Source organism: Burkholderia sp. SR8, assembly GCF_052851275.1.
Genome location: NZ_JAULUC010000007.1, coordinates 197774 through 217497 on the forward strand (window position 1 = coordinate 197774; position 19724 = coordinate 217497).

The window sequence follows — 19724 nt, forward strand, 5'->3', positions numbered from 1 at the left end:
TGAAATTCGCGAAGTACTGTATAAAAATACAGCTCACTGTCTATCCATACAGTTCAGCCATGACCAAACTCACCGCCCGTCAGCAGCAAGTGTTCGACTTGATCCGTCGCGCGATCGAGCGCTCCGGTTTCCCGCCCACGCGCGCCGAGATCGCGGCCGAGCTCGGCTTCAGTTCGCCGAACGCGGCCGAGGAACACCTGCGTGCGCTGGCGCGCAAGGGCGTGATCGAACTGGCGGCCGGCGCGTCGCGCGGCATCCGCCTGCTCGGCGTCGACGACGTCCCGCACCAGTTCACGCTCCCGCATGCCGGCCTGATGCAACTGTCGCTGCCGCTCGTCGGCCGGGTCGCGGCCGGCAGCCCGATCCTCGCGCAGGAGCACATCTCGCAGCATTACGCATGCGATCCCGCGCTGTTCACGAGCAAGCCCGACTACCTGCTGAAGGTGCGCGGGCTGTCCATGCGCGACGCCGGCATTCTCGACGGCGACCTCCTCGCGGTGCAGAAGCGCACCGAAGCGAAGGACGGCCAGATCATCGTTGCGCGTCTGGGCGACGACGTCACGGTCAAGCGCCTGATGCGCCGTCCCGGCGGCCTCGAGCTGATCGCGGAGAACCCGGATTACGAAAACATCTTCGTCAAGGCCGGCAGCGCGGAATTCGCGCTGGAAGGCATCGCCGTCGGGCTGATCCGCTCGGGCGAACTCTGACAATCGGTCTCGCTGAGGAGAACACCATGGAACGCCTTTCCCGTCTGCTGCCTTTCCGTCAATTCGGCCGCCTGCGTCACCTGCGCGGCCGCACGCCCTGCGCGCCGCTGTCCGCCGCGGCGCCCGTGGTGAGCCAAGAAGTCGCAGTTGAACGGCAGGCGTCGCTGCTGCCGTCGGCGCTTCCCGCATTCGCGCGGGTCTCGCTGAACGCCGGCCTCAATCACGCGGAACCGGCGCGCCGTGCGCCCGTCCGGGTCTATCACGGCCGCTCGCGCCTGATCATGGTGGGCACGATCGATGCCGTGTGCCGGATGATCGACCGCTGCATCGCCGAGGAACGATCGGCCACGCACGGCGGTCTCTGATTGCGGAACCTGTCCGCACCGGAGGGATCGTGACTGTAACGTCGGGCCGCGCGTGGCGGCTCAAACCCCTGCTGATCGTCGTGCTGGCCGTCGCCATACTGGCGGCGATCGGCTATGCATACGCATCGCCGTATGTCGCGCTCGGCCGCCTGAAAGCGGCGGTCGATGCGCGCGATGCGCAGGCAGTCAGTGAGTATGTCGATTTCCCGTCGCTGCGCATCAGCCTGAAGCAGCAGGTCACGGAAGAATTGATGCGCCGGATCGATGCGGTGAAGAAGGACAACCCGTTCGCGGTGATCGGCGCGCTGATCGGCTCCGCATTGATCGGCCCGCTGGTCGATGCGTACGCGACGCCGGAAGGTGTGGCGGCGCTGATGAGCGGGATCCCGCCGCGCGGCAATCCGGGCGAACGGCCGCCCGAATGGTCGGGGCCGCCGTCAGGCGGCGCGCCGGGCAACGCACCGGCTGCACCGCCAACGCCGGCCGCGCCGCCCGCTGGTCCGGGTGCCGCAGCGAGCGCGCCCGCCCCCGTACCCGGCAGCACCGCTGCGCCGTCCGCGTCTGCGGCAGCACCCGCACCGGCGAGCCTCGTTGATGCGGGCCATCCGCAGCAAACGAGCGCCGGCTACCGGAATATCGATGAATTCGTCGTGACCTACCAGCGCAGCGCCGACGGCACGCGTTATGCGGCGATCTTTCACCGCTTCGGACTGTTCTCGTGGAAGCTGTCCGCGATCGATCTGCACGCATGAGCGTGCCGCGATCGGAATGGATGCCGCGAACGCGGCACAGCGCGAGACCGGCGTGAACCGCGGGCACACCGCGGCCGGTCGGTCACGCGATCAACGCATCGTTTGCCGTGTTACTTGCCGCTCGCGGTAGCCGCTTCGCGTTCGCGCGCGATCTCGGCCTTTTGCTCTTCCGCCGAAGAACACGCGACCAGAATGCTGCAGTTCACGCGGTCGAGCAGCTGCGTGTTGCCCGAGCCCATCCACCATCTCGACAACCCGCTGCGGCAGCGGTGGCCGACGACGACGAGATCGGCGTTGATCTCCGTCGCGAGATTCGCGATTTCGTCGATCGGATAACCGAACGCGAAGTGCCCTTCCGCCTGCACGCCACGCTCGCGCAGCCAGTTCACGCCTTCCTGCAGGATCTCGCGTGCGGTTTCCTCGAAGCGGCCGCATGCGACATCGGTCAGCAGCCCTGCGCTTTGCGCGATGCTCGAGCGCATGTCGACGACCGACAGCAAATGCGTTTCCGCCTTCAGGTCCAACGCGAGATTCGCACCGCAGCGCAATGCCTTGCGCCCTTCGAGCGTGCCGTCGTAGCACAGCAGAATCTTGTTGTAGCTAGCCATGAAACCTCCCTATCGCGACTACGTGCGCTATGCACTCATCATGGTGCGCCGCAATTCCGGACGCAAGGGATGGAAAACGCTGATTCGCCACGCGGGGCGCGTCGGCGATGATGCGGTGCACGATCCGTGCGCGCCTGCACCGTGCCGCGCGGGCATGCCCTGAAGAGACGCAGCCGATGCACTAGAATGGCCCGTTCGTGCCGTCGACGCGCGATCGCCTCGGTCATGCCCATGTGACACGCATTCGGCCGATCCGTTCGCAAGCCGCCATGCCGACCCGGCCGGCCGCCACATGCGCCCGCGCCCGCTTACAACGACAACCTGCCATGTCCGTTGCACCGATCGATTTCCGGAACGTCGAAAAGCGCTATGGCGACAAGCTCGTCGTCGACGACCTGTCCTTCCACGTGCAGGCCGGCGAATGCTACGGCCTGCTCGGGCCGAACGGCGCCGGCAAGACCACGACGCTGAAGATGCTGCTGGGCCTCGCGTACCCCGATGCCGGCGCCATTTCGCTATGCGGCGAACCGGTTCCGTCACGTGCGCGGCATGCGCGCCGGCGTGTCGGCGTCGTCCCGCAGTTCGACAACCTCGATCCCGACTTCACGGTCCGCGAAAACCTGCTCGTGTTCAGCCGCTATTTCGGGATGTCGGCGCCCGCCGCACGCGCGCTCGTGCAGCCGCTGCTCGAATTCGCGAAACTGGAAAACAAGGCCGATGCGAAGGTCGGCGAGCTGTCCGGCGGGATGAAACGGCGGCTGACGCTCGCCCGCGCGCTCGTCAACGACCCCGACGTGCTCGTGCTCGACGAGCCGACGACGGGCCTCGATCCGCAGGCGCGGCATCTGATGTGGGAGCGGTTACGCTCGCTGCTCGCGCGCGGCAAGACGATCCTGATCACCACGCATTTCATGGAGGAAGCCGAGCGACTGTGCGACCGGCTGTGCGTGATCGAGGAAGGCCGCAAGATCGCGGAAGGTGCGCCGCACGCGCTGATCGAATCGGAGATCGGGTGCGACGTGATCGAAATCTACGGGCCCGACCCGCGCACGCTGCGCGACGAGCTGTCGCCGTTCGCGAAGCACACCGAGATCAGCGGCGAGACGCTGTTCTGCTACGTGACGGACCCGGAGCCGCTCGGCGCGCGGCTCAAGGGTCGCGCGGGCTTGCGCTACCTGCATCGTCCGGCCAATCTTGAAGACGTGTTCCTGCGGCTCACGGGCCGCGACATGCAGGACTGATCGATCATGGACGTACGCAACTATTCCACTGCCGCGCCGTCCGCACCGCCACGCGAGTCGCGCTTCGCGATCGCGCTGCCGGCGAATGCCACGAACTGGATCGCCGTGTGGCGGCGCAACTACCTCGTGTGGCGCAAGCTCGCGCTCGCGTCGCTGTTCGGCAATCTCGCCGATCCGATGATCTATCTGTTCGGGCTGGGATTCGGGCTCGGGTTGATGCTCGGCCACGTCGACGGCGTGTCGTATATCGCGTTCCTCGCGGCCGGCACGGTCGGCTCGAGCGTGATGATGTCCGCGAGCTTCGAGTCGATGTATTCCGGCTTCTCCCGGATGCACGTGCAGCGCACCTGGGAGGCAATCATGCACACGCCGCTCGCGCTGGGCGACATCGTGCTCGGCGAGATCGTCTGGGGAGCGAGCAAGGCGCTGTTGTCGGGCGTCGCGATCATGCTCGTCGCGGGCCTGCTCGGCTATGCACGGTTTCCGTCGATGCTCGCGGCGCTGCCCGTGATCGCGCTCGCCGGCCTCGCGTTCGCGAGCACCGCGATGATCGTCACCGCGCTCGCGCCTTCCTACGACTTCTTCATGTTCTATCAGACGCTCGTGCTGACGCCGATGCTGCTGCTGTCGGGCGTGTTCTTCCCGATTACGCAGTTGCCGCCGATCGCGCAGCACGCGGCACACGTGCTGCCGCTCGCGAACGCGGTCGAACTGATCCGGCCCGCGATGCTCGGCCGGCCGGCGGCCGACGTCGGCCTGCATCTCGCGGTGCTCGCCGGCTACGCGGTCGGCGGGTTCGTGGTGTCCGCGTGGCTGTTCCGGCGGCGGATGATGCGCTGACGGCCGGCGCGCACGGCGCCGGCCCGGTACGACGAAATCGGGACGATGTTATTCGTCGTCGTCGCTCCACGGGATCTCGACGTCGGTCAGGAACGCGACGGTCGCGAGCGGGCCGCCTTCGTGGCGGCCGAGCTTGCCGTCCGCGCGATGCCATTCGACGCGGAACTGCGTGCCCGGATCGTCGGCGACCAGATAGACCGCGCGCAGTTCTTCCGGATCGGCTTCGTCGACCGGGCCGTCGAACGACACCAGCATCTTCTGCGGCCACAGGCCGTTGACCGGATCGTAAATGCGGTCGCCCTGCGGAATGTCGATGCTCGCCTCGACACCGATCGTGGCGGACGCTTCGATGATCATCGTGCCGAGCGCATTCAGCACGGCAGTCGCCCGCGCGGAATTGGCCTGGCGGATCGCGAGATCGCCGCGCGTCAGCGCCTTTTCGAGTCGAGGATGAATCTTCGGTTGGGTCATGCGTTTTCCTGTTTGCTTCTTGTAAAGGGCGCCGCACGCGCGAAGCGGCGGCGCCGGATGAATACGACGGTCGCGCGGCAGGCTCGAACTGCGCGCGGCGCAGCGGCAGGCATGTCGGTTCGGTCGCCGTCAGCCGCGCGTATCGTGCCGCGCAGGCCGGCCAGCGGCGCGAACCGGAGCCGTCCGGCCGCGTCGCCCGCTCACCGTCCCGTGAGCGCGTCCGTCAGAACCCGAACGCGATCGCGAGCAGCCCGCTCGCGATCCCGAACACGACGACGAGGCCCGCGACGATCGCCAGCATGTACGGCTTGAACGAACGCGCGAGCATCGCGAGCGACGGCACGCTGATCGGCGGCAGCGTCAGCAGCAGCGCGGCGGCCGGGCCGACGCCCATGCCGAGCGACAGCATCGCCTGGATGATCGGCACCTCGCCGGCCGTCGGGATCACGAACAACGTGCCCGCGACCGCGAATGCGATGATCCAGCCGAGATGGTTGCCGATGTCCGGGCCGATGTGCGGAAACAGCCATGCGCGCGCCGCGCCGAGCAGCAGCACGAGCACGATGTATTCGGGCACGAGCCGCACGGCCATGCGCGCGAGCAGCTTGATCCAGCGCACGAACGGGTTGCCCGCGGCCGCCTGTTCGGCCGCCAGCGCGGCGAGTTGCGCATCGTCGATGCTGCGGTCCTCGGGGCGTGCGATGCGGTTCAGCAGATAGCCGATGCCGAACACCATCGCGATGCCCAGCACGAGCCGCAACGCGCTCCAGTGCCAGCCGAGCACGAAGCCCATGAAGACCAGCGCCGCCGGATTCAGCACCGTGTTGCCGAGCCAGAACGCGACCGCGCCGCCCGGTGACGCGTGGCGCGCGCGCAGGCCCGCGACGACGGGCGCCGCGCAGCACGTGCACATCATGCCCGGCAGCGACAGCAGGCCGCCTGCCGCGACGCTGCCGAAGCCGGTGCGGCCGAGCACGCGCGCGACCCAGTGCGCGGGCAGCAGCGCCTGCACGGCCGAGCCCAGCAGCAGGCCGAGCACCATCGCCTGCCAGATCGCCTTGCCGTATGCCCATGCGTAGTCGAGCGCAGCCTTCAACGACGGTTCCGGCGCGCTTGCCGACGTGCCCATCAGGATCGACTGGCCGATCGAATGATGCTCAGCCGCGACGAATGCCTTGTTGTAGTACGGGAACCATTTCACGTAGAACAGTCCCGCGACCGCGATCAGCAGGAAGGTCATCCAGCCGAGCGCCGGACCGGGTTGGGTGCGTGTGGTCGTCATCGTTGGGTGGTCGATTGGTTTTGGTCGGTGTCGGATCCGGCATTCGCGCCCGCGACGGGCACCGCCGGCAGCCCGGCCTGCGCCAATGCGTCGAGCAGCGCGCGCGCCTGCTCGCGCCCGTCGGCCGCATTCGGCCGGAACGTGAACGTGAGCGCGCGGTTCGGGTTGCCGTACGACGAACGATAGGTGCGTGCGTACGCAGGATCGTAATGCTTGTCGATCAGCGTGCGGAACAGTTCGGTGCGCGCGTTCGCATCGATCATCGCGTTCCAGCGCGCGACCTCTTCCCGGCTATGCAGGCCGATCAGCCGGTCGAGCTGCGCCTTGAACGCGGCCGGCTCGTCGAACAGATGTGCGTAGTCGTCGAGCAGGAATGCGATGCGGTCGTCGTGCGCCGCTTCGACCTGCACCCACGGCCCCGCGCGAAACGCGTCCAGCAGCGCGAGCGGCAACTGGATGAGCCCGATCTTGCGGCTTTCCGATTCGACGAATACCGGCCACGCGGGGTCGAAACGTTCGAGCGTCTTCACGAGGCCCGAATCGAACGACTTCTGCGACGGCTGCGAGACACCCGGCAGCGCGCCGAGCAGCGAGCCGCGATGGCAGGCGAGCGCCTCGAGATCGAGCGTCTGCGCGCCTTCGTCGCGCAGCGCGTTCAGCAGCCGCGTCTTGCCGCAGCCGGTATGGCCGACGAGCGCGATGTAGCGAAAGCGCGTCGGCAGCGTGTCGAGCGTCGCGCACACCGAGCGGCGGTACGCCTTGTAGCCGCCGTCGAGCTGGCGCGCCTGCCAGCCGATCAGGTTGAACCAGTTCGTCATCGAGCCGGAGCGCTTGCCGCCGCGCCAGCAGTAGATCAGCGGCCGCCAGTTGCGCGGGCGGTCGGCAAACGTGGTGTCGAGATGGCGCGCGATGTTGCGCGCGACCATCGCCGCGCCGACGCGCGTCGCTTCGTACGGCGAGACCTGCCGGTACATCGTACCGACGATCACGCGCTCCTCGTTGCTGAGGACGGGCGCGTTCAGCGCACCGGGAATATGGTCCTCGGCGAACTCGAGCGGCGTACGCACGTCGATGATCTCGTCGAACTCGCCGGCGCGATCGAGGGTGACAATCAGGTTCTTCAATTTGGCGTCGAACTGGGGCGATGCGGCTCGGCGAGCCGCACGGGCACGGAAGGCGGATTCGCGATTATCTCACGCCCGGGCGCCTCGGGCCGCGCGCGGCGAGCGGCGGGGCCGACGCGGCGCGCATCGCGTCGACCAGATGGTCGCGAAACGCGCGCACCGACGCGGGCAGATCGCGCCCCGCCATGGTCTGCACCTGGATGCTGCGTTCGCGCAGCTGCGGGTTCGTGACGGGCACGACGACGAATCCGTCCGCGCCGATGCGGTCGCGCACCGACAACAGCCCCGTGAACATCACCGCGCCGGTACGCTGCGCGTAGCGGTACATCACGGCGGTGTTGTTGCTCGTCAGTTCCGGCTCGAGCATGAGCCCGTCGAGCACGCACGCGATGTCGATCAGCTGGCGCACGGTCGTGCCGGCCTCCGGCAGCACGTGCGGATGGCCGGCGACATCGGCGAGCGGCACCGCGTCGCGCGCCGCCAGCGGATGATCGCGCCGCACCAGCGCGAATATCGGCGCGCGCTCCGCGTGTTCGACGCGCACGCCCTGCTCCGGCGCGAGGCTGAACGTCAGCGCGATGTCGGCATCGCCGTCGCGCACGCGCCGCGTCGCCTCCGTCGGCGACACGACCCATACCGAGAAATCCACGCCCGGATGACGCGCTTTGAAGCTCGCGAGCGCGCCGGGCAGGAAATCGATCGCGAAGCCTTCCGAGCACGCGATCTTCAGCAGGCTGCCGTGCAGCGCCTCCAGCCCGCCGATTTCCTTCATCACGTGCTCGGCCTCCAGCAGGCTGCGCTGCGCGAAGCCCAGCAGCCGTTCGCCGGCTTCGGACAGTGCCATCCCGCGCGGCCGCCGCTCGAACAGCGGCGCGCCGAGTTCGCTCTCGAGCTTCGCGATCTGCCGGCTGATCGCCGACACGGCCACGTGCAGCCGCGCCGACGCGTCGCTGATCGACCCGGTGCGCGCTACTTCGACGAAGTAGCGCAGCGCAAGACCATGCAGGAAAGCCGCCATCGTTGTATCCCCGTGCCCGTTGCGCGGGCCGTTCAGCTTTGCCTTTTCGGCAACGAAAGGTTCGAAATTCGATCATTGTGACAAAAAAAACGGCTTTCTAGAATCGTTCGCAGCCTTGGCCGTGCGCGCCGCGTACGGCCCGAAAACCGACAGAGGAGACACGTCTTGAGCCGTACCGCCGCCATCCAGCACGCACTGAAACAGTTCGAATCGGGCGCGTTCTTCACGACCCTGAGCCGCCGCGTCGGCCTGCGCACCGAAAGCCAGGACAGCGGCGCGGGCGCCGCGCTGCGTGCGTATCTGACCGACGAGATCGCACCGGAAGCCGCACGCCTGGGTTTCGCGTCGCGCATCGTCGACAACCCCGTCGACGGCGGCGGCCCGTTCCTGCTGGCGTCACGCCACGAGGACGACGCGCTGCCGACCGTGCTGATCTACGGCCACGGCGACGTCGTGCGCGGCTACGACGCGCAATGGCGCGCGCCGCTGTCGCCGTGGACGCTGACCGTCGACGGCGATCGCTGGTACGGCCGCGGCAGCGCCGACAACAAGGGCCAGCACACGGTCAACCTCGCCGCGCTGGCGAGCGTGCTCGACGCGCGCGGCGGCCGGCTCGGCTTCAACGCGAAACTGCTGATCGAGATGGGCGAGGAAACGGGTTCGCCGGGCCTCGACGCGCTGTGCCGCCAGGAGCGCGACGCACTCGCGGCCGACGTGCTGATCGCGTCCGACGGACCGCGCCTCACCGCCGAACGCCCGACCGTATTCCTCGGCTCGCGCGGCTCGGTCAACTTCAAGCTGAGCCTGCGCGCACGCGACGGCGGCCATCACTCCGGCAACTGGGGCGGGCTGCTGCGCAACCCGGCGACCGTGCTCGCGAACGCGCTCGCGAGCCTCGTCGATGCGCGCGGCGCGATCCGCGTCGCGGGGCTGCGTCCGCCGCCGATCCCGGCCGCCGTGCGTGCCGCGCTCGCCGACCTGTCCGTCGGCGGCGGCCCGGGCGATCCGGCGCTCGATGCGGACTGGGGCGAGCCCGGCCTTACCGCCGCCGAGCGCGTGTTCGGCTGGAACGCGTTCGAGATCCTCGCGTTCAAGGCCGGCAATCCCGAGCATCCGGTCAATGCGATTCCGCCCGTCGCGTACGCGCACTGCCAGTTGCGCTTCGTCGTCGGCACCGACTGGGAGGCGCTGCACGCGCACCTGCGCGCACATCTCGATGCACACGGCTTCGCCGACATCGAGATCGACGTCGAACGCGGCGCACCGGCGACGCGGCTGCCGCCGGACGATCCGTGGGTGAGCTGGGCCGTCGCGTCCCTCGCGCGCACGACCGGCAAGAAGCCGGCGATCCTGCCGAACCTCGGCGGCACGCTGCCGAACGAAGTGTTCGCCGACACGCTCGGGCTGCCGACGCTGTGGGTCCCGCATTCGTATCCGGCGTGCTCGCAGCACTCGCCCGACGAGCATCTGCTCGCGAGCGTCGTGCGCGAGGGGCTGCAGATGATGGCCGGCCTCTTCTGGGATCTCGGCGACGCCCCGCCGTCCGTACGCCGCGCGGCACCCGCCGCGGCCGGCGCCGTCCTGTAACGCGCTTCGCCCCTTTCTCGGGATCTGCTCATACGATGAATACGACCACCCTGACGTCGCAGGACGCCGCCCGCCCCAGCGCCGCGAAAATCCGGCGCATCATCTTCGCCGCGTCGATCGGCAATGCGCTCGAATGGTTCGACCTGATCGTCTACGGCTTTTTCGCGGTCACGATCGCCAAGCTGTTCTTTCCGGCGACGAGCGAAGCGACGTCGCTGCTGCTCACGCTCGGCACGTTCGGGCTGTCCTATCTGATCCGGCCGATCGGCGGCTTCGTGCTCGGCGCGTACGCGGACCGCGCGGGCCGCAAGGCGTCGCTGCTGCTGTCGATCGGAATGATGATGGCCGGCACGCTGCTGATCGCGCTGATGCCGACCTACGCGTCGATCGGCATTCTCGCGCCGCTCGGGATCATGCTGTCGCGGCTGATGCAGGGCTTCTCCGCCGGCGGCGAATTCGCGAGCTCGACCGCGTTCCTCGTCGAACATGCGCCGCAGCGGCGCGGCTTCATGTCGAGCTGGCAGTTCGCGAGCCAAGGGCTCGCGACGCTGCTCGCATCGGGCTTCGGTGCGCTGCTGACGTCGACGCTGAGCACCGCGCAACTCGAAAGCTGGGGCTGGCGCGTGCCGTTCCTGTTCGGGCTCGCGATCGGCCCGGTCGGGCTCTACATCCGCCGCTACGTCGACGAAGGCATCGAGTTCAAGACGCAGGCGCGCTCCGAAGCGCCGGTGCGCGAGCTGTTCGCGGACCAGAAGATGCGCGTGCTGCTGTCGATCGGCGTGCTCGTGATATCGACCGCGATCAACTACATGGTGCTGTACATGCCGACGTATGCGATCAAGCAGCTCGGGCTGCCGGCGTCGACGGGCTTCGCGGCGACGCTCGCGACCGGCTTCGTGCTGACGCTCGTCACGCCGCTGGTCGGCCATCTGTCGGACCGCACGGGCCGGATTCGCGTGATGGCGGCAGCGGCCGTGCTGATGCTCGCGACCGTGTGGCCGACGTTCGTGTGGCTCACGCATCACGCATCGTTCGCGACGATGCTCGCCGCGCTGGTCTGGATCGGCCTGCTGAAGGCGACGTACTGCGGCGCGCTGCCGGCGCTGATGGCAGAGCTGTTCCCGGCACAGACGCGCGCGACCGGGCTCGCGGTCAGCTACAACACGGGCGTCACGCTGTTCGGCGGCTTCGCGCCGTTCATCATTACGTGGCTGATCAGCGCGACCGGCAACCGGCTGTCGCCGGCACTGTACCTGATGGGTTGCGCGGTGTTGAGCCTCGTTGCGCTGCTGGCTGCGCGCACGCGGCTCGGGATGCGGTAACGGCGGTATTCGCGGTTTCCGCAGTATCTGCGCATCTGCGTTTCCGCGGCGACGAAAGAAGCGGGCGCGCAGCGATGCGCGCCCGCCGCGACCCGCCACGGCATCCGTGCCGCGCGGGCCGCTCGCCGTTTACGGCGCCGGGTTCGGCTGCAGTTCGTGCAGCGCGTCGATCTCGGCAAGGATCTCGGCCGACAGCTTCACGTCGATGCTGCCGATGTTCTCCTTCAGTTGCTCGAGCGACGTCGCGCCGATCAGGTTGCTGCGCACGAACGGCCGGCTGTTGACGAACGCGAGCGCGAGCTGCGCGGGCGACAGTCCGTGACGTTTCGCGAGCGCGACGTAACGCGACGTCGCTTCCACGGCCTGCGGCTTGCTGTAGCGCTGGAAGCGCTCGAACAGCGTGATGCGCGCGCCGGCCGGACGCGCGCCGTTCTCGTACTTGCCGGACAGCCAGCCGAACGCGAGCGGCGAATACGCGAGCAGGCCGATACCGTCGCGATGCGTGAACTCGGACAGGCCGTTTTCGAACGTGCGGTTGAGCAGGCTGTACGGATTCTGGATGCTCGCGATGCGCGGCAGCTCGAGCTTCTCGGCTGCGCGCAGGAACTGCGCGACGCCCCACGGCGTTTCGTTCGACACACCGATTGCGCGGATCTTGCCGGCCTTCACGAATTCCGCGAGCACGCCCAGCGTTTCCTCGATCGGCACCGTGTACGCATCGTCGACCCACGGATATGCGGGGCGGCCGAACGTCGTCGTGCTGCGATCCGGCCAGTGCAACTGGTACAGGTCGACATAATCGGTCTGCAGGCGCTTGAGGCTGCCGTCGAGCGCCTCGGTCAGGTTCTTCCGGTCGAACTGGTTGCCCTCGCCGCGAATATGGCGCGGATTGTGCGGCTGGCGCGCCGGCCCCGCGATCTTCGTCGCGAGCACGATCCGGTCGCGCTGCGCGCGATGCTGCGCGAGCCACGTGCCGATGTACTGCTCCGTGCGGCCCTGGGTATCGGGCTTCGGAGGCACCGGGTACATCTCCGCGGCGTCGATCAGCGTGACGCCCTGCCCGAGCGCGTAATCGATCTGCTCGTGCGCGTCGCGCTCCGAATTCTGCTCGCCCCACGTCATCGTGCCGAGACCGATCAGGCTGACCTCGATGCCCGAATCGCCGAGTGTGCGGTATTCCATGCTGTTCCTGTCGCGTCAGTGGAAAGCAGGAACGCTATCACATTGGTGCGAGCGCTTCAGATGCCCGACGCGCACGCTTACAGGCGGCCTTCGATGTGCCGACGGCGCGCGCCGATGCCGGTGACGGCGGGCGTCCGTGCGAGCGTCGCCGGCATTGCGTGCGACACCGGAGTGCGGCGCTTCAGCCGCGCGTGCTCCGTTACTGCGGCCGTTGAATGAAGCACGTCGCCGATGCATGCGCGACGATCTTGTCGTCCGGCGTCTTCAACGTGCCTTCCGCGACGCCGAGCGAACGCGACAGGTGAATCACGCGCCCTTCCGCGATCAGGTCGACGTCGCGCGGCACCGGGCGCAGCATCTTCACGTGGAGGTCGACCGTGCCGTAGCCGACGCCGGCGTCCAGCATCGAATGCACCGCGCAGCCCGTGACCGAATCGAGCACCGTTGCGGCGAAGCCGCCATGCACGCCGCCGAGCGGATTCAGGTGGCGCCCGTCCGCGCGCGCCGACATCTTCACGTAGCCGAGTTCGACGCCCAGCGGCCGCATCGGAATCGTCTCCGAAATCGACGCGAGCGGCACGTCGCCCGCCGCCGCCGCACGCAGCAGTTCGAGACCGGACAGGGAAAGCGGATTCATCGGGTTGTCTCCTGATTGAAAGCGCGTCGCCGCGCTAGTAAGTTCTAAATTGGAACTTATTATTGACAACCGCGCCGGGCTTGTCAACGCAACAGGCAGCCGTTGCAACCGATGGCGGGTTCTATAATCGAACCCGCTTCTTCGCTGAACTGCCGCACGAGACTCGATCATGAAATGGGATGACATCGGCACGCTGAACTGTTCGGTCGCGCGCACGCTCGCCGTGCTTGGCGATCGCTGGACCATGCTGATCCTGCGCAACGCGTTTCTCGGCTGCCGCCGCTTCGATGCGTTCCAGACGCAACTGGGCCTCACGCGCCACGTGCTGGCCGAGCGGCTCGCGCGGCTGGTCGACGAAGGCGTGCTGGTCAAGCGCGCGTATCAGGAGCGCCCGCCGCGCTTCGAATACCGGTTGACGGAAAAAGGCCTCGACCTCTACCCGGCGCTGCTCGCACTGATGACGTGGGGCGACCGCTGGAAGGACGACGGCAACGGGCCGCCGGTGCAATTGCGCCATCGCAACTGCGGGCAGCTGATGCATGCGGTCGCGGTGTGCTCCGCGTGCGGCGAGCCGCTCGATGCGCACGACGTGCGGCCCGAACCCGGGCCCGGATGGACCGCCCGCGAGACTGCCGGGCCGCTCGACAACTGACGCCGACGCGGCCGGCCTGCCGCGCGTCGATCATCGCGGCTCGGGCCTCATGCGTGCGTGCGCGCGCCGCATGTGTTCAAGCGTGCCGGCGCATTCGTGTTGATGCGCGCCGCCCGCGGTCTCGCTCGCACCGTCCACACTACCCACACTACCCACACTACCCACACTACCCACACTACCCACACCGCCCACACCGCCCAAACCGCCCAAACCGCCCAAACCGCTATGTGCTGAACCGGTGCGAGCGAGTTCCCGCATGTCGTTACGCCGCGGCGGTACGCTCCAGCGCGCGTACACGTGCGCTCGCCATCGGCAAGCGTCACTCGGCGCCTCCGCGGCGAATGCGCGTCACATACGACATCACGAACGTCGCCGCATCGTTCACGCTGGCTGCGCGACCCCGCTTCCCATTCGCATGAATGCGTGGCCGCGCCGCCCCGTCTGCGTTACACTCACGGCCCGCTGTCTCGAAATCATTCGCTGTCCAAGATGTTGTCGCGCAAACGCCTCGCCGCCGCCTGCCTCGCCGCCTCCCTGCTCGCCACACCCTTCGCCGCGTTCGGCAAGACGCACAACGAATCGCTGCTGCAACAGGCGATCGATTTCATCGCGCAGCTGCTGCCGGCTCCGACCCATGAAGCGCCGGCCACGCAAGTCGTCGAATCGGCGTTCTCGCCCGACGGCGGCGCCGAGGCACTCGTGCTGAAGGCGATCGGCGCCGCGCGCAGCTCGATTCGCGTCGCTGCCTACTCGTTCACGTCGCCGCCCGTCACGCGTGCGCTGCTGGCCGCGAAGCGGCGCGGCGTGAATGTCGCGGTCGTCGTCGACGACAAGGGCAATCGCGCGAAGAGCAGCAAGCAGGCGCTGAACCTGCTCGTCAATGCGGGCATTCCGACGCGCACGATCGACGCCTATGCGATCCACCACGACAAGTATCTCGTGATCGATGCCGAACACGTCGAGACGGGCTCGTTCAACTACAGCGCTTCGGCCGCAAGCCGCAATTCCGAAAACGTCGTGGTCGTGTGGAACAACCCGCAGCTCGCGTCGCGCTACCTCACGCACTGGCAGAGCCGCTTCGACCAGGGCACGCCGTACCGGTCGTCGTATTGACGCATCGCACGCACGCGAGCGCCGTTCGCGTGCGCGATGCCCAACGCTCGTCATTGCGCGCATTCACCACTTGATGGCGTCAATGATCGGCCCGCATCACGCAACGATCAACCTGGCCGAATGGCCGGCACGCGAACGTGACATCGTCGCGGCAAGCCGGCTCAACGCACGTCGGGCGATCGTTCCGCGATTTGCGCGGTCGCGACACACCGGCGCGCGTGCGCATGCGCATCGCTCGCCGCTGGCGTCGCCACGTCGCGAGCGGCCCGCGGCAGCGCGCCGAGGACACACTCCGTGCTGAAATTCAGCGTGTTCTGCACCATCGGGTACAGCAAGTACAGCGCAAACGCGAGATACCCCGCGTACAGAAGTCGAACCATGGTGCGATAGATGAACGATTGATCTCGACCTGTTTACGGCATCCCAGCGGACGGCTTGAGGCGCCGGTCATCAAATTCGGACGCGCGCGACGCGCGATGCGTCCACCCACGGCCATGGCGACACCTGTTTCATACGCGCCCGGTGCCGGCGACGGCAGCGGCGCGCGGACACCTCCGCGTATGCACAACGCCCGGCCGACTTGCGATCGATGACCGGCCCCATGGCTGGAACCCGGGACGAACGCCCACGCGGACGGCTTTCAAACCGGCCGACGACGCGGCCCGGCTCGAGACGCTTCATTCGCTGTCGATCCCCGACACACCGCCGGAAAAGCGGTTCGACCGGCTCGCACGCTGCCTGTTCGGCGTCCCGATCGCGCGCGTCAGCGTCGTCGACGAGAATCGCCAGTGGTTCAACAGCCATCCGGGCTCCATGCCGCGCAGACTCCGCGCGACGTATCGTGCTGCACGCATGCGCTGCTCGTGCACGATTCGATGGTGAGCCGGCATCGCACGGTGGTCGATCTGCACGAATCGGCCGATCGACGGATGTACGAAGACAAGCCGCGCGGCAACGCCGCGGGCGCGTCAGTACGGACAACGCGTGCGGTGGCACGACGCGTGCAGCGGCGCTCGTGGCGGGGTCGGGGTTGCAGGCATCGTGGTCGGTCGCCCTTCGCCCTTCGCCCTTCGCCCTTCGCCCTTCGCCCTTCGCCCGTCAGCCGTCAGCCGTCGGCCCGTCGCGCCCGTCGCCTTCAACCAGTTCGCCCCGCTCCGCTCAACTTCCGCACGGCGGCGCGCTCGCCATCGCTTCCGCGATCTGTTCGGGCGTCAGGTCGCGCTGGTGAGTCGCGATCGACCAGCGATGGCCGAACGGATCCTCGATCTGCCCATAGCGGTCGCCCCAGAACATGTCGGCCGCCGGCACGCGCACCGTCGCGCCGGCCGCGACGGCCTGTGCGATCGCGGCATCGGTGTCCGGCACGAACAGGTGCAGGCAGACCGGCGTGCCTTTCAGTGTTTTGGGTCCGAGCGCGCCGTGCTCCGGCATTTCATCCACGAGCATCAGCGTCGCATCGCCGATGGCGAGGCACGCATGCGCGAGCCTGCCGTCGGGCGTCGGCAAGCGAAACCGTTCGGTCGCGTTGAACGCGCGCTTGTAGAAGTCGATCGCGGCGGCGGCGCCGGCGCAAATCAGGTGCGGCGTCAGCGTGCGCATCCCTTCCGGGATCGGTTTGACGGTCGTGGCCATGGGTGTCGCTCCTTCAGTCGGTTGTCATGTCGGAAAACGGGACGGACGCACGATGCGCACGCCTCCGAAGCTACGACGGACGGGTTCGACGGAAATCGACACGCGCACCGATATTTTTTTCGTTCGTTGGCGGGCTGCTCGCACCACGGCCGGCGCAAGGAAGCGGCCCGTTCGGCCGACGGGTTCGTCCGGCATGCCGAAGCGCCGGCAGCATGCTTCGCGCAGCGCGACCGCGACCGGGACCGCGACCGGCCAATTGAGCCCTTACGTCCGACGCAGTGCGCCTATCGCGCCGCCCGGACTACCTGGCGATGCGCCGCGCCGGCCACCGCTTCCGTGATCGGATCGGCATGCCGACCGGATTCGTTCAGTGGATTTGCTTCGCTCGGCACATCGGCCGCCCGATCAATCGCAGGCCTGGGCTGCGCCGTCGGACGTGCAATGATGCACAGCCCAATGAGTGTGCCCCGCGAGCTGCGGTGCGGAAGCGATTCCGCGAATGGGCGTCGCGGGCGACGATGCCGGAACCGCTGTCGACGCGGTCTCGGGCGACGGCTGGACGGGTTCGGTCTGGCAGGCCGCGAGCATCGGAAGACTGAGGGCGGCTGCCAACGATACGATGATGGATCGGGACATGGCTTCGTGCTCGCTAGAAAGATGGGTTCTTGACCGGCCCGCAAGCGCCCGGGCCGTTCGCCGCTCAGATCTGCGGAAGATCGCGCAACGTGCGCGACTCGTTGGTTGCGTCGATGTCGAGTTCGATTCCTTCCGACGCGTCGCGATACAGCACGCGCTTGAGCCTCGGGCCGACCGCCGTTCCGTCCGAGTCGTCGAACACGGCACGCACCTCGTCGCCGGACGCCAGCGCGCGCGCCACGTCGGCGACCGCCGCCTCGCTCGGCGTTGCCGCCCACGACCTGTCAGCCGGATTGACGGCCGCCCAGCGTACGTGCGTGACGCGCGCGCTCGCCACGTCGATTCGGACACCATTCACCGCAAACATCGACATCGGAAATCTCCTTCGAAACGGTAGCGGCCAGGCACACGCCAGACGATGGAAGCCGACGTCGGCGCGACAGGTGCGCGAACCCGATCGCCACCGGCCGGGCCGGGCACGCGAGCGTCTGTCGCGCTTCGGCCAACCTGATTTTCGATGATACATTGGGACGCTTTGCAACCGTCAACAGACAATCGTGCACGGGAGAAACACATGACCGACGCCTGGGGAACCTTCCCGGCCAGAATGGGCGACCATCAGGCTTTCATCAGCTTCAATCACGGCTTCGCGGAAATCGCCAAAAGCGATCCGCGCACGTCGCTGCTCAGCGTACGCGTCGCGCTTGCCGATCCGACACCCGAGGGGCTGCCGGGCAGCGACGAGTTCGCCGGTCTCGCGCAGGTCGAGGATTTGCTGGACGCCGCCGTAGCCGCGAAAAACGGCGTGCAGGTCGGGCGCATCACGGTCGACGGCAACCAGGATTTCCTGTTCTACGTACCGTTCGACGAAGAAGCGGCGGCCGAAATCGTCGACTCGCTGGCCGAACGGACAACCTATGCCCTTCAGTATGCGTACCAGGACGATCCGGACAAGGAAACCTACTGGCGCACGCTCTACCCGACCGACGACGACTGGCAGCTGATGCGCGACATGCGCGTGCTGGAAGCGCTGCGCCGGCAAGGCGACGTGAGCGACGTGAGCCGGCGCGTGATGCACTGGGCCTATTTCCCGGAACCGAGCGATGCGCACCAGTTCGCCGACTGGGCAGAGTCGAAAGGCTATCTCGTCGAATCGGTCGCGCCGACCGAAGATGGCAAGTCGGCCGTGCGATTCGCGCATCAAGGCACGACCGCGCTCGCCGACATCACGCGCCATACGCTCGAGATCAACACCGAGGCGCGCGCGCTCGGCGGCGAATACGACGGCTGGGAAACCAGCGTCGAGCAGGCGGGCTGATCCGGCCGACGCACGTGCAGCGCGCGTAGCTTGGCGGGTTCGGTACAAAAAGCATCCCGGCAGCGCGACGGCACGCCGCCGGGACCAAGGCATCGCCGGCCATAACCGGCGATGGGCCCAAGCGATCGCTCAGGCACGAGGAAAGCGATTCATGCGGACCAGGCGAACGGATACCGCGGCACGAGACGCCGCCTGCCGAACGCCTGTCCCGTTTCGCCGGCGCGGTCTCCACGCGTCGGACGGGCAAAAAGCCCCCGCTCCTGCGCGAGCGAGCGGGGAAATGGTTGACCGGGCCGGGGTAGAACGGTCAACCAGTCAGATTGTGAACGCGCGACCGTACAGCGGTCTGTGCGGCAACTCACCCTTTCAACGGGAAAGCGGCGTGCGTCGCGGCGCACGCATCACCGCATGGTCGGCGCGCGAGACCGGCGAGCGGGTGAGACTTTCACGACGATCTCGCTGACAAGAAATCGACCGACGGGCTTTCCTATCGGGCATTTTCGAACAGCACCGTGCTATCGCCTGGCAAACCGGCGGCAATGACGATTGCGCGTCCGGAGCCAGATTTTTTTGATTGATGTCGGCGATTTTTCAAGCGCACGCCAATCGCCGGCATGCCGCCCGCATTGGCAAAGCAGCGTAATTCCGCGTTTCCTTGAAGCGGCGATTTTTATTTCGAATTTCGGTGAAACGACGTTTCGCGATTGAAATCGCTCGCGTCGAGATGATTCGGGCTCCGATGCTATGCCGGCCCGTCCATGAACCATCCGGCAATCATGTCGATCCAGTCGAGATCGCTGGCGATTTCAACGGCGACGTCGCTGATGATTTCCGCGGCGGAAGAATCGCTGTCGACTGCACCAACCGCACCGTTTTCCCGAGGAGTACCAGGAGCACGGGCCACCGCCGCAATCGCAGTCGCACTCGCCGCTGTCATGTCGACGAGCGGTGCAGCGCGCGGACTGGCCAGCTGCTCGAGCCAGTCGACGATATTGGCGCGTGCGTCGTCCTCGTCGGCGAAGTCGTTGCGTTTCAGGAATCGGTCGAACACCGTCCACGCGAATGTCCTGCCTCGCGCAATGGAGTCCAGTTGCCAGTCGACCATAGCGACCCGCCCCGTTTCCCGCGTTTCGAGCGTCGCAGTGAAACGGTAATCGAGATAGTCGATCTCCAGTTCCGGTGACATGATCTTCTCCGGTCAATCCGTGTTCTCGGTTCCCGGAATGCGTCGCATCCG

At 67.5% G+C, this 19724-nt stretch carries 22 protein-coding genes and 1 pseudogene; 12 read left to right on the forward strand and 11 right to left on the reverse strand.

The annotated features are described in order from the left end of the window. Nucleotides 1-59 precede the first annotated feature (59 nt). Genes lexA through Q3A80_RS11480 form a run of 3 tightly spaced genes read left to right on the forward strand, consistent with a single transcriptional unit; the run spans nucleotide 60 to nucleotide 1824 of the window. Nucleotides 60-707 carry a transcriptional repressor LexA gene (gene lexA / locus Q3A80_RS11470; protein ID WP_151063537.1) on the forward strand — a complete coding sequence of 216 codons (648 nt, stop codon included), beginning with the start codon at nucleotides 60-62 and terminating at the stop codon, nucleotides 705-707. 26 nt (nucleotides 708-733) lie between these two features. Beyond that, on the forward strand, nucleotides 734-1072 hold the full coding sequence (locus Q3A80_RS11475; RefSeq protein ID WP_040144136.1) for a hypothetical protein: 339 nt from the start codon (nucleotides 734-736) through the stop codon (nucleotides 1070-1072). A gap of 29 nt (nucleotides 1073-1101) precedes the next feature. Then, entirely contained in the window at nucleotides 1102-1824 is a 723-nt protein-coding gene (locus tag Q3A80_RS11480) for a DUF2939 domain-containing protein (RefSeq protein WP_446329157.1), read from the forward strand. Between the two features lie 110 nt (nucleotides 1825-1934). Here the strand turns inward: Q3A80_RS11480 and Q3A80_RS11485 are convergent, their stop codons facing one another. Continuing rightward, complete coding sequence (locus tag Q3A80_RS11485; protein WP_151063539.1) at nucleotides 1935-2432, reverse strand: universal stress protein; 498 nt, start codon at nucleotides 2430-2432, stop codon at nucleotides 1935-1937. On the opposite strand from Q3A80_RS11485, the gene Q3A80_RS11490 reads away from it, so the two are divergent. From Q3A80_RS11490 to Q3A80_RS11500, 3 genes are all read left to right on the forward strand, one after another. Then, nucleotides 2431-2595 carry a hypothetical protein gene (locus tag Q3A80_RS11490; protein WP_446329158.1) on the forward strand — a complete coding sequence of 55 codons (165 nt, stop codon included), beginning with the start codon at nucleotides 2431-2433 and terminating at the stop codon, nucleotides 2593-2595. The genes Q3A80_RS11485 and Q3A80_RS11490 overlap by 2 nt on opposite strands. 163 nt (nucleotides 2596-2758) lie before the next feature. After that, a complete protein-coding gene (gene nodI, locus Q3A80_RS11495) occupies nucleotides 2759-3673 on the forward strand; it encodes a nodulation factor ABC transporter ATP-binding protein NodI (protein WP_446329159.1) in 915 nt (304 codons plus the stop codon). A gap of 6 nt (nucleotides 3674-3679) precedes the next feature. After that, nucleotides 3680-4513, forward strand: coding sequence for an ABC transporter permease (locus Q3A80_RS11500; protein WP_446329160.1), 834 nt, complete (start codon nucleotides 3680-3682; stop codon nucleotides 4511-4513). A 48-nt stretch (nucleotides 4514-4561) separates the two neighbouring features. Here Q3A80_RS11500 and Q3A80_RS11505 read toward each other — a convergent pair whose 3' ends face one another. The 4 genes from Q3A80_RS11505 to Q3A80_RS11520 form a co-directional block, all read right to left on the reverse strand. Beyond that, on the reverse strand, nucleotides 4562-4984 hold the full coding sequence (locus Q3A80_RS11505) for a hypothetical protein (RefSeq protein WP_040144131.1): 423 nt from the start codon (nucleotides 4982-4984) through the stop codon (nucleotides 4562-4564). 223 nt (nucleotides 4985-5207) lie between these two features. Continuing rightward, nucleotides 5208-6266, reverse strand: a complete 1059-nt coding sequence (locus Q3A80_RS11510) for a permease (protein ID WP_446329161.1) — start codon at nucleotides 6264-6266, stop codon at nucleotides 5208-5210. Further along, nucleotides 6263-7390: a tRNA 2-selenouridine(34) synthase MnmH gene (gene mnmH / locus Q3A80_RS11515; protein ID WP_446329162.1), complete on the reverse strand. Its 1128-nt coding sequence runs from the start codon at nucleotides 7388-7390 to the stop codon at nucleotides 6263-6265. The genes Q3A80_RS11510 and mnmH overlap by 4 nt, the downstream gene beginning before the upstream one ends. A 64-nt stretch (nucleotides 7391-7454) precedes the next feature. Continuing rightward, complete coding sequence (locus Q3A80_RS11520) at nucleotides 7455-8408, reverse strand: LysR substrate-binding domain-containing protein (RefSeq protein ID WP_446329163.1); 954 nt, start codon at nucleotides 8406-8408, stop codon at nucleotides 7455-7457. 165 nt (nucleotides 8409-8573) lie between these two features. Between Q3A80_RS11520 and Q3A80_RS11525 the strand changes: the two genes are divergently transcribed. Both Q3A80_RS11525 and Q3A80_RS11530 read left to right on the forward strand, forming a co-directional pair. Then, the gene (locus Q3A80_RS11525; protein ID WP_446329164.1) at nucleotides 8574-9995 is read left to right on the forward strand and encodes a M20 family metallopeptidase; all 1422 of its coding nucleotides are present in this window, start codon (nucleotides 8574-8576) and stop codon (nucleotides 9993-9995) included. Nucleotides 9996-10030: 35 nt separating this feature from the next. Further along, complete coding sequence (locus Q3A80_RS11530; RefSeq protein ID WP_446329165.1) at nucleotides 10031-11317, forward strand: MFS transporter; 1287 nt, start codon at nucleotides 10031-10033, stop codon at nucleotides 11315-11317. Nucleotides 11318-11446: 129 nt separating this feature from the next. On the opposite strand, the gene Q3A80_RS11535 is transcribed toward Q3A80_RS11530, so the two are convergent. Beyond that, entirely contained in the window at nucleotides 11447-12499 is a 1053-nt protein-coding gene (locus tag Q3A80_RS11535) for an NADP(H)-dependent aldo-keto reductase (protein WP_446329166.1), read from the reverse strand. Between the two features lie 199 nt (nucleotides 12500-12698). Beyond that, the gene (locus Q3A80_RS11540; protein ID WP_040144124.1) at nucleotides 12699-13136 is read right to left on the reverse strand and encodes a PaaI family thioesterase; all 438 of its coding nucleotides are present in this window, start codon (nucleotides 13134-13136) and stop codon (nucleotides 12699-12701) included. A gap of 169 nt (nucleotides 13137-13305) precedes the next feature. Here Q3A80_RS11540 and Q3A80_RS11545 point away from each other — a divergent pair, with 169 nt between their 5' ends. Both Q3A80_RS11545 and Q3A80_RS11550 read left to right on the forward strand, forming a co-directional pair. Next, nucleotides 13306-13788 carry a winged helix-turn-helix transcriptional regulator gene (locus Q3A80_RS11545; RefSeq protein ID WP_446329167.1) on the forward strand — a complete coding sequence of 161 codons (483 nt, stop codon included), beginning with the start codon at nucleotides 13306-13308 and terminating at the stop codon, nucleotides 13786-13788. A gap of 489 nt (nucleotides 13789-14277) precedes the next feature. Then, entirely contained in the window at nucleotides 14278-14901 is a 624-nt protein-coding gene (locus Q3A80_RS11550; RefSeq protein WP_446329168.1) for a phospholipase D family nuclease, read from the forward strand. 161 nt (nucleotides 14902-15062) lie between these two features. Here the strand turns inward: Q3A80_RS11550 and Q3A80_RS11555 are convergent, their stop codons facing one another. Further along, nucleotides 15063-15281, reverse strand: coding sequence for a hypothetical protein (locus Q3A80_RS11555; protein WP_446329169.1), 219 nt, complete (start codon nucleotides 15279-15281; stop codon nucleotides 15063-15065). Between the two features lie 205 nt (nucleotides 15282-15486). On the opposite strand from Q3A80_RS11555, the pseudogene Q3A80_RS11560 reads away from it, so the two are divergent. Then, a pseudogene (locus Q3A80_RS11560) lies at nucleotides 15487-15782 on the forward strand (hypothetical protein); the annotation flags it as partial. Between the two features lie 277 nt (nucleotides 15783-16059). On the opposite strand, the gene Q3A80_RS11565 reads toward Q3A80_RS11560, so the two are convergent. Both Q3A80_RS11565 and Q3A80_RS11570 read right to left on the reverse strand, forming a co-directional pair. After that, nucleotides 16060-16533 (reverse strand): VOC family protein, encoded by a 474-nt coding sequence (locus Q3A80_RS11565; RefSeq protein ID WP_446329170.1) that lies wholly within the window; start codon nucleotides 16531-16533, stop codon nucleotides 16060-16062. Between the two features lie 700 nt (nucleotides 16534-17233). Beyond that, complete coding sequence (locus Q3A80_RS11570; RefSeq protein WP_446329171.1) at nucleotides 17234-17542, reverse strand: phosphatidylserine/phosphatidylglycerophosphate/cardiolipin synthase; 309 nt, start codon at nucleotides 17540-17542, stop codon at nucleotides 17234-17236. Nucleotides 17543-17743: 201 nt separating this feature from the next. On the opposite strand from Q3A80_RS11570, the gene Q3A80_RS11575 reads away from it, so the two are divergent. After that, nucleotides 17744-18487: a DUF695 domain-containing protein gene (locus Q3A80_RS11575; RefSeq protein ID WP_446329172.1), complete on the forward strand. Its 744-nt coding sequence runs from the start codon at nucleotides 17744-17746 to the stop codon at nucleotides 18485-18487. Between the two features lie 742 nt (nucleotides 18488-19229). Here Q3A80_RS11575 and Q3A80_RS11580 read toward each other — a convergent pair. Then, nucleotides 19230-19673: a hypothetical protein gene (locus tag Q3A80_RS11580; protein ID WP_446329173.1), complete on the reverse strand. Its 444-nt coding sequence runs from the start codon at nucleotides 19671-19673 to the stop codon at nucleotides 19230-19232. Nucleotides 19674-19724 lie beyond the last annotated feature (51 nt).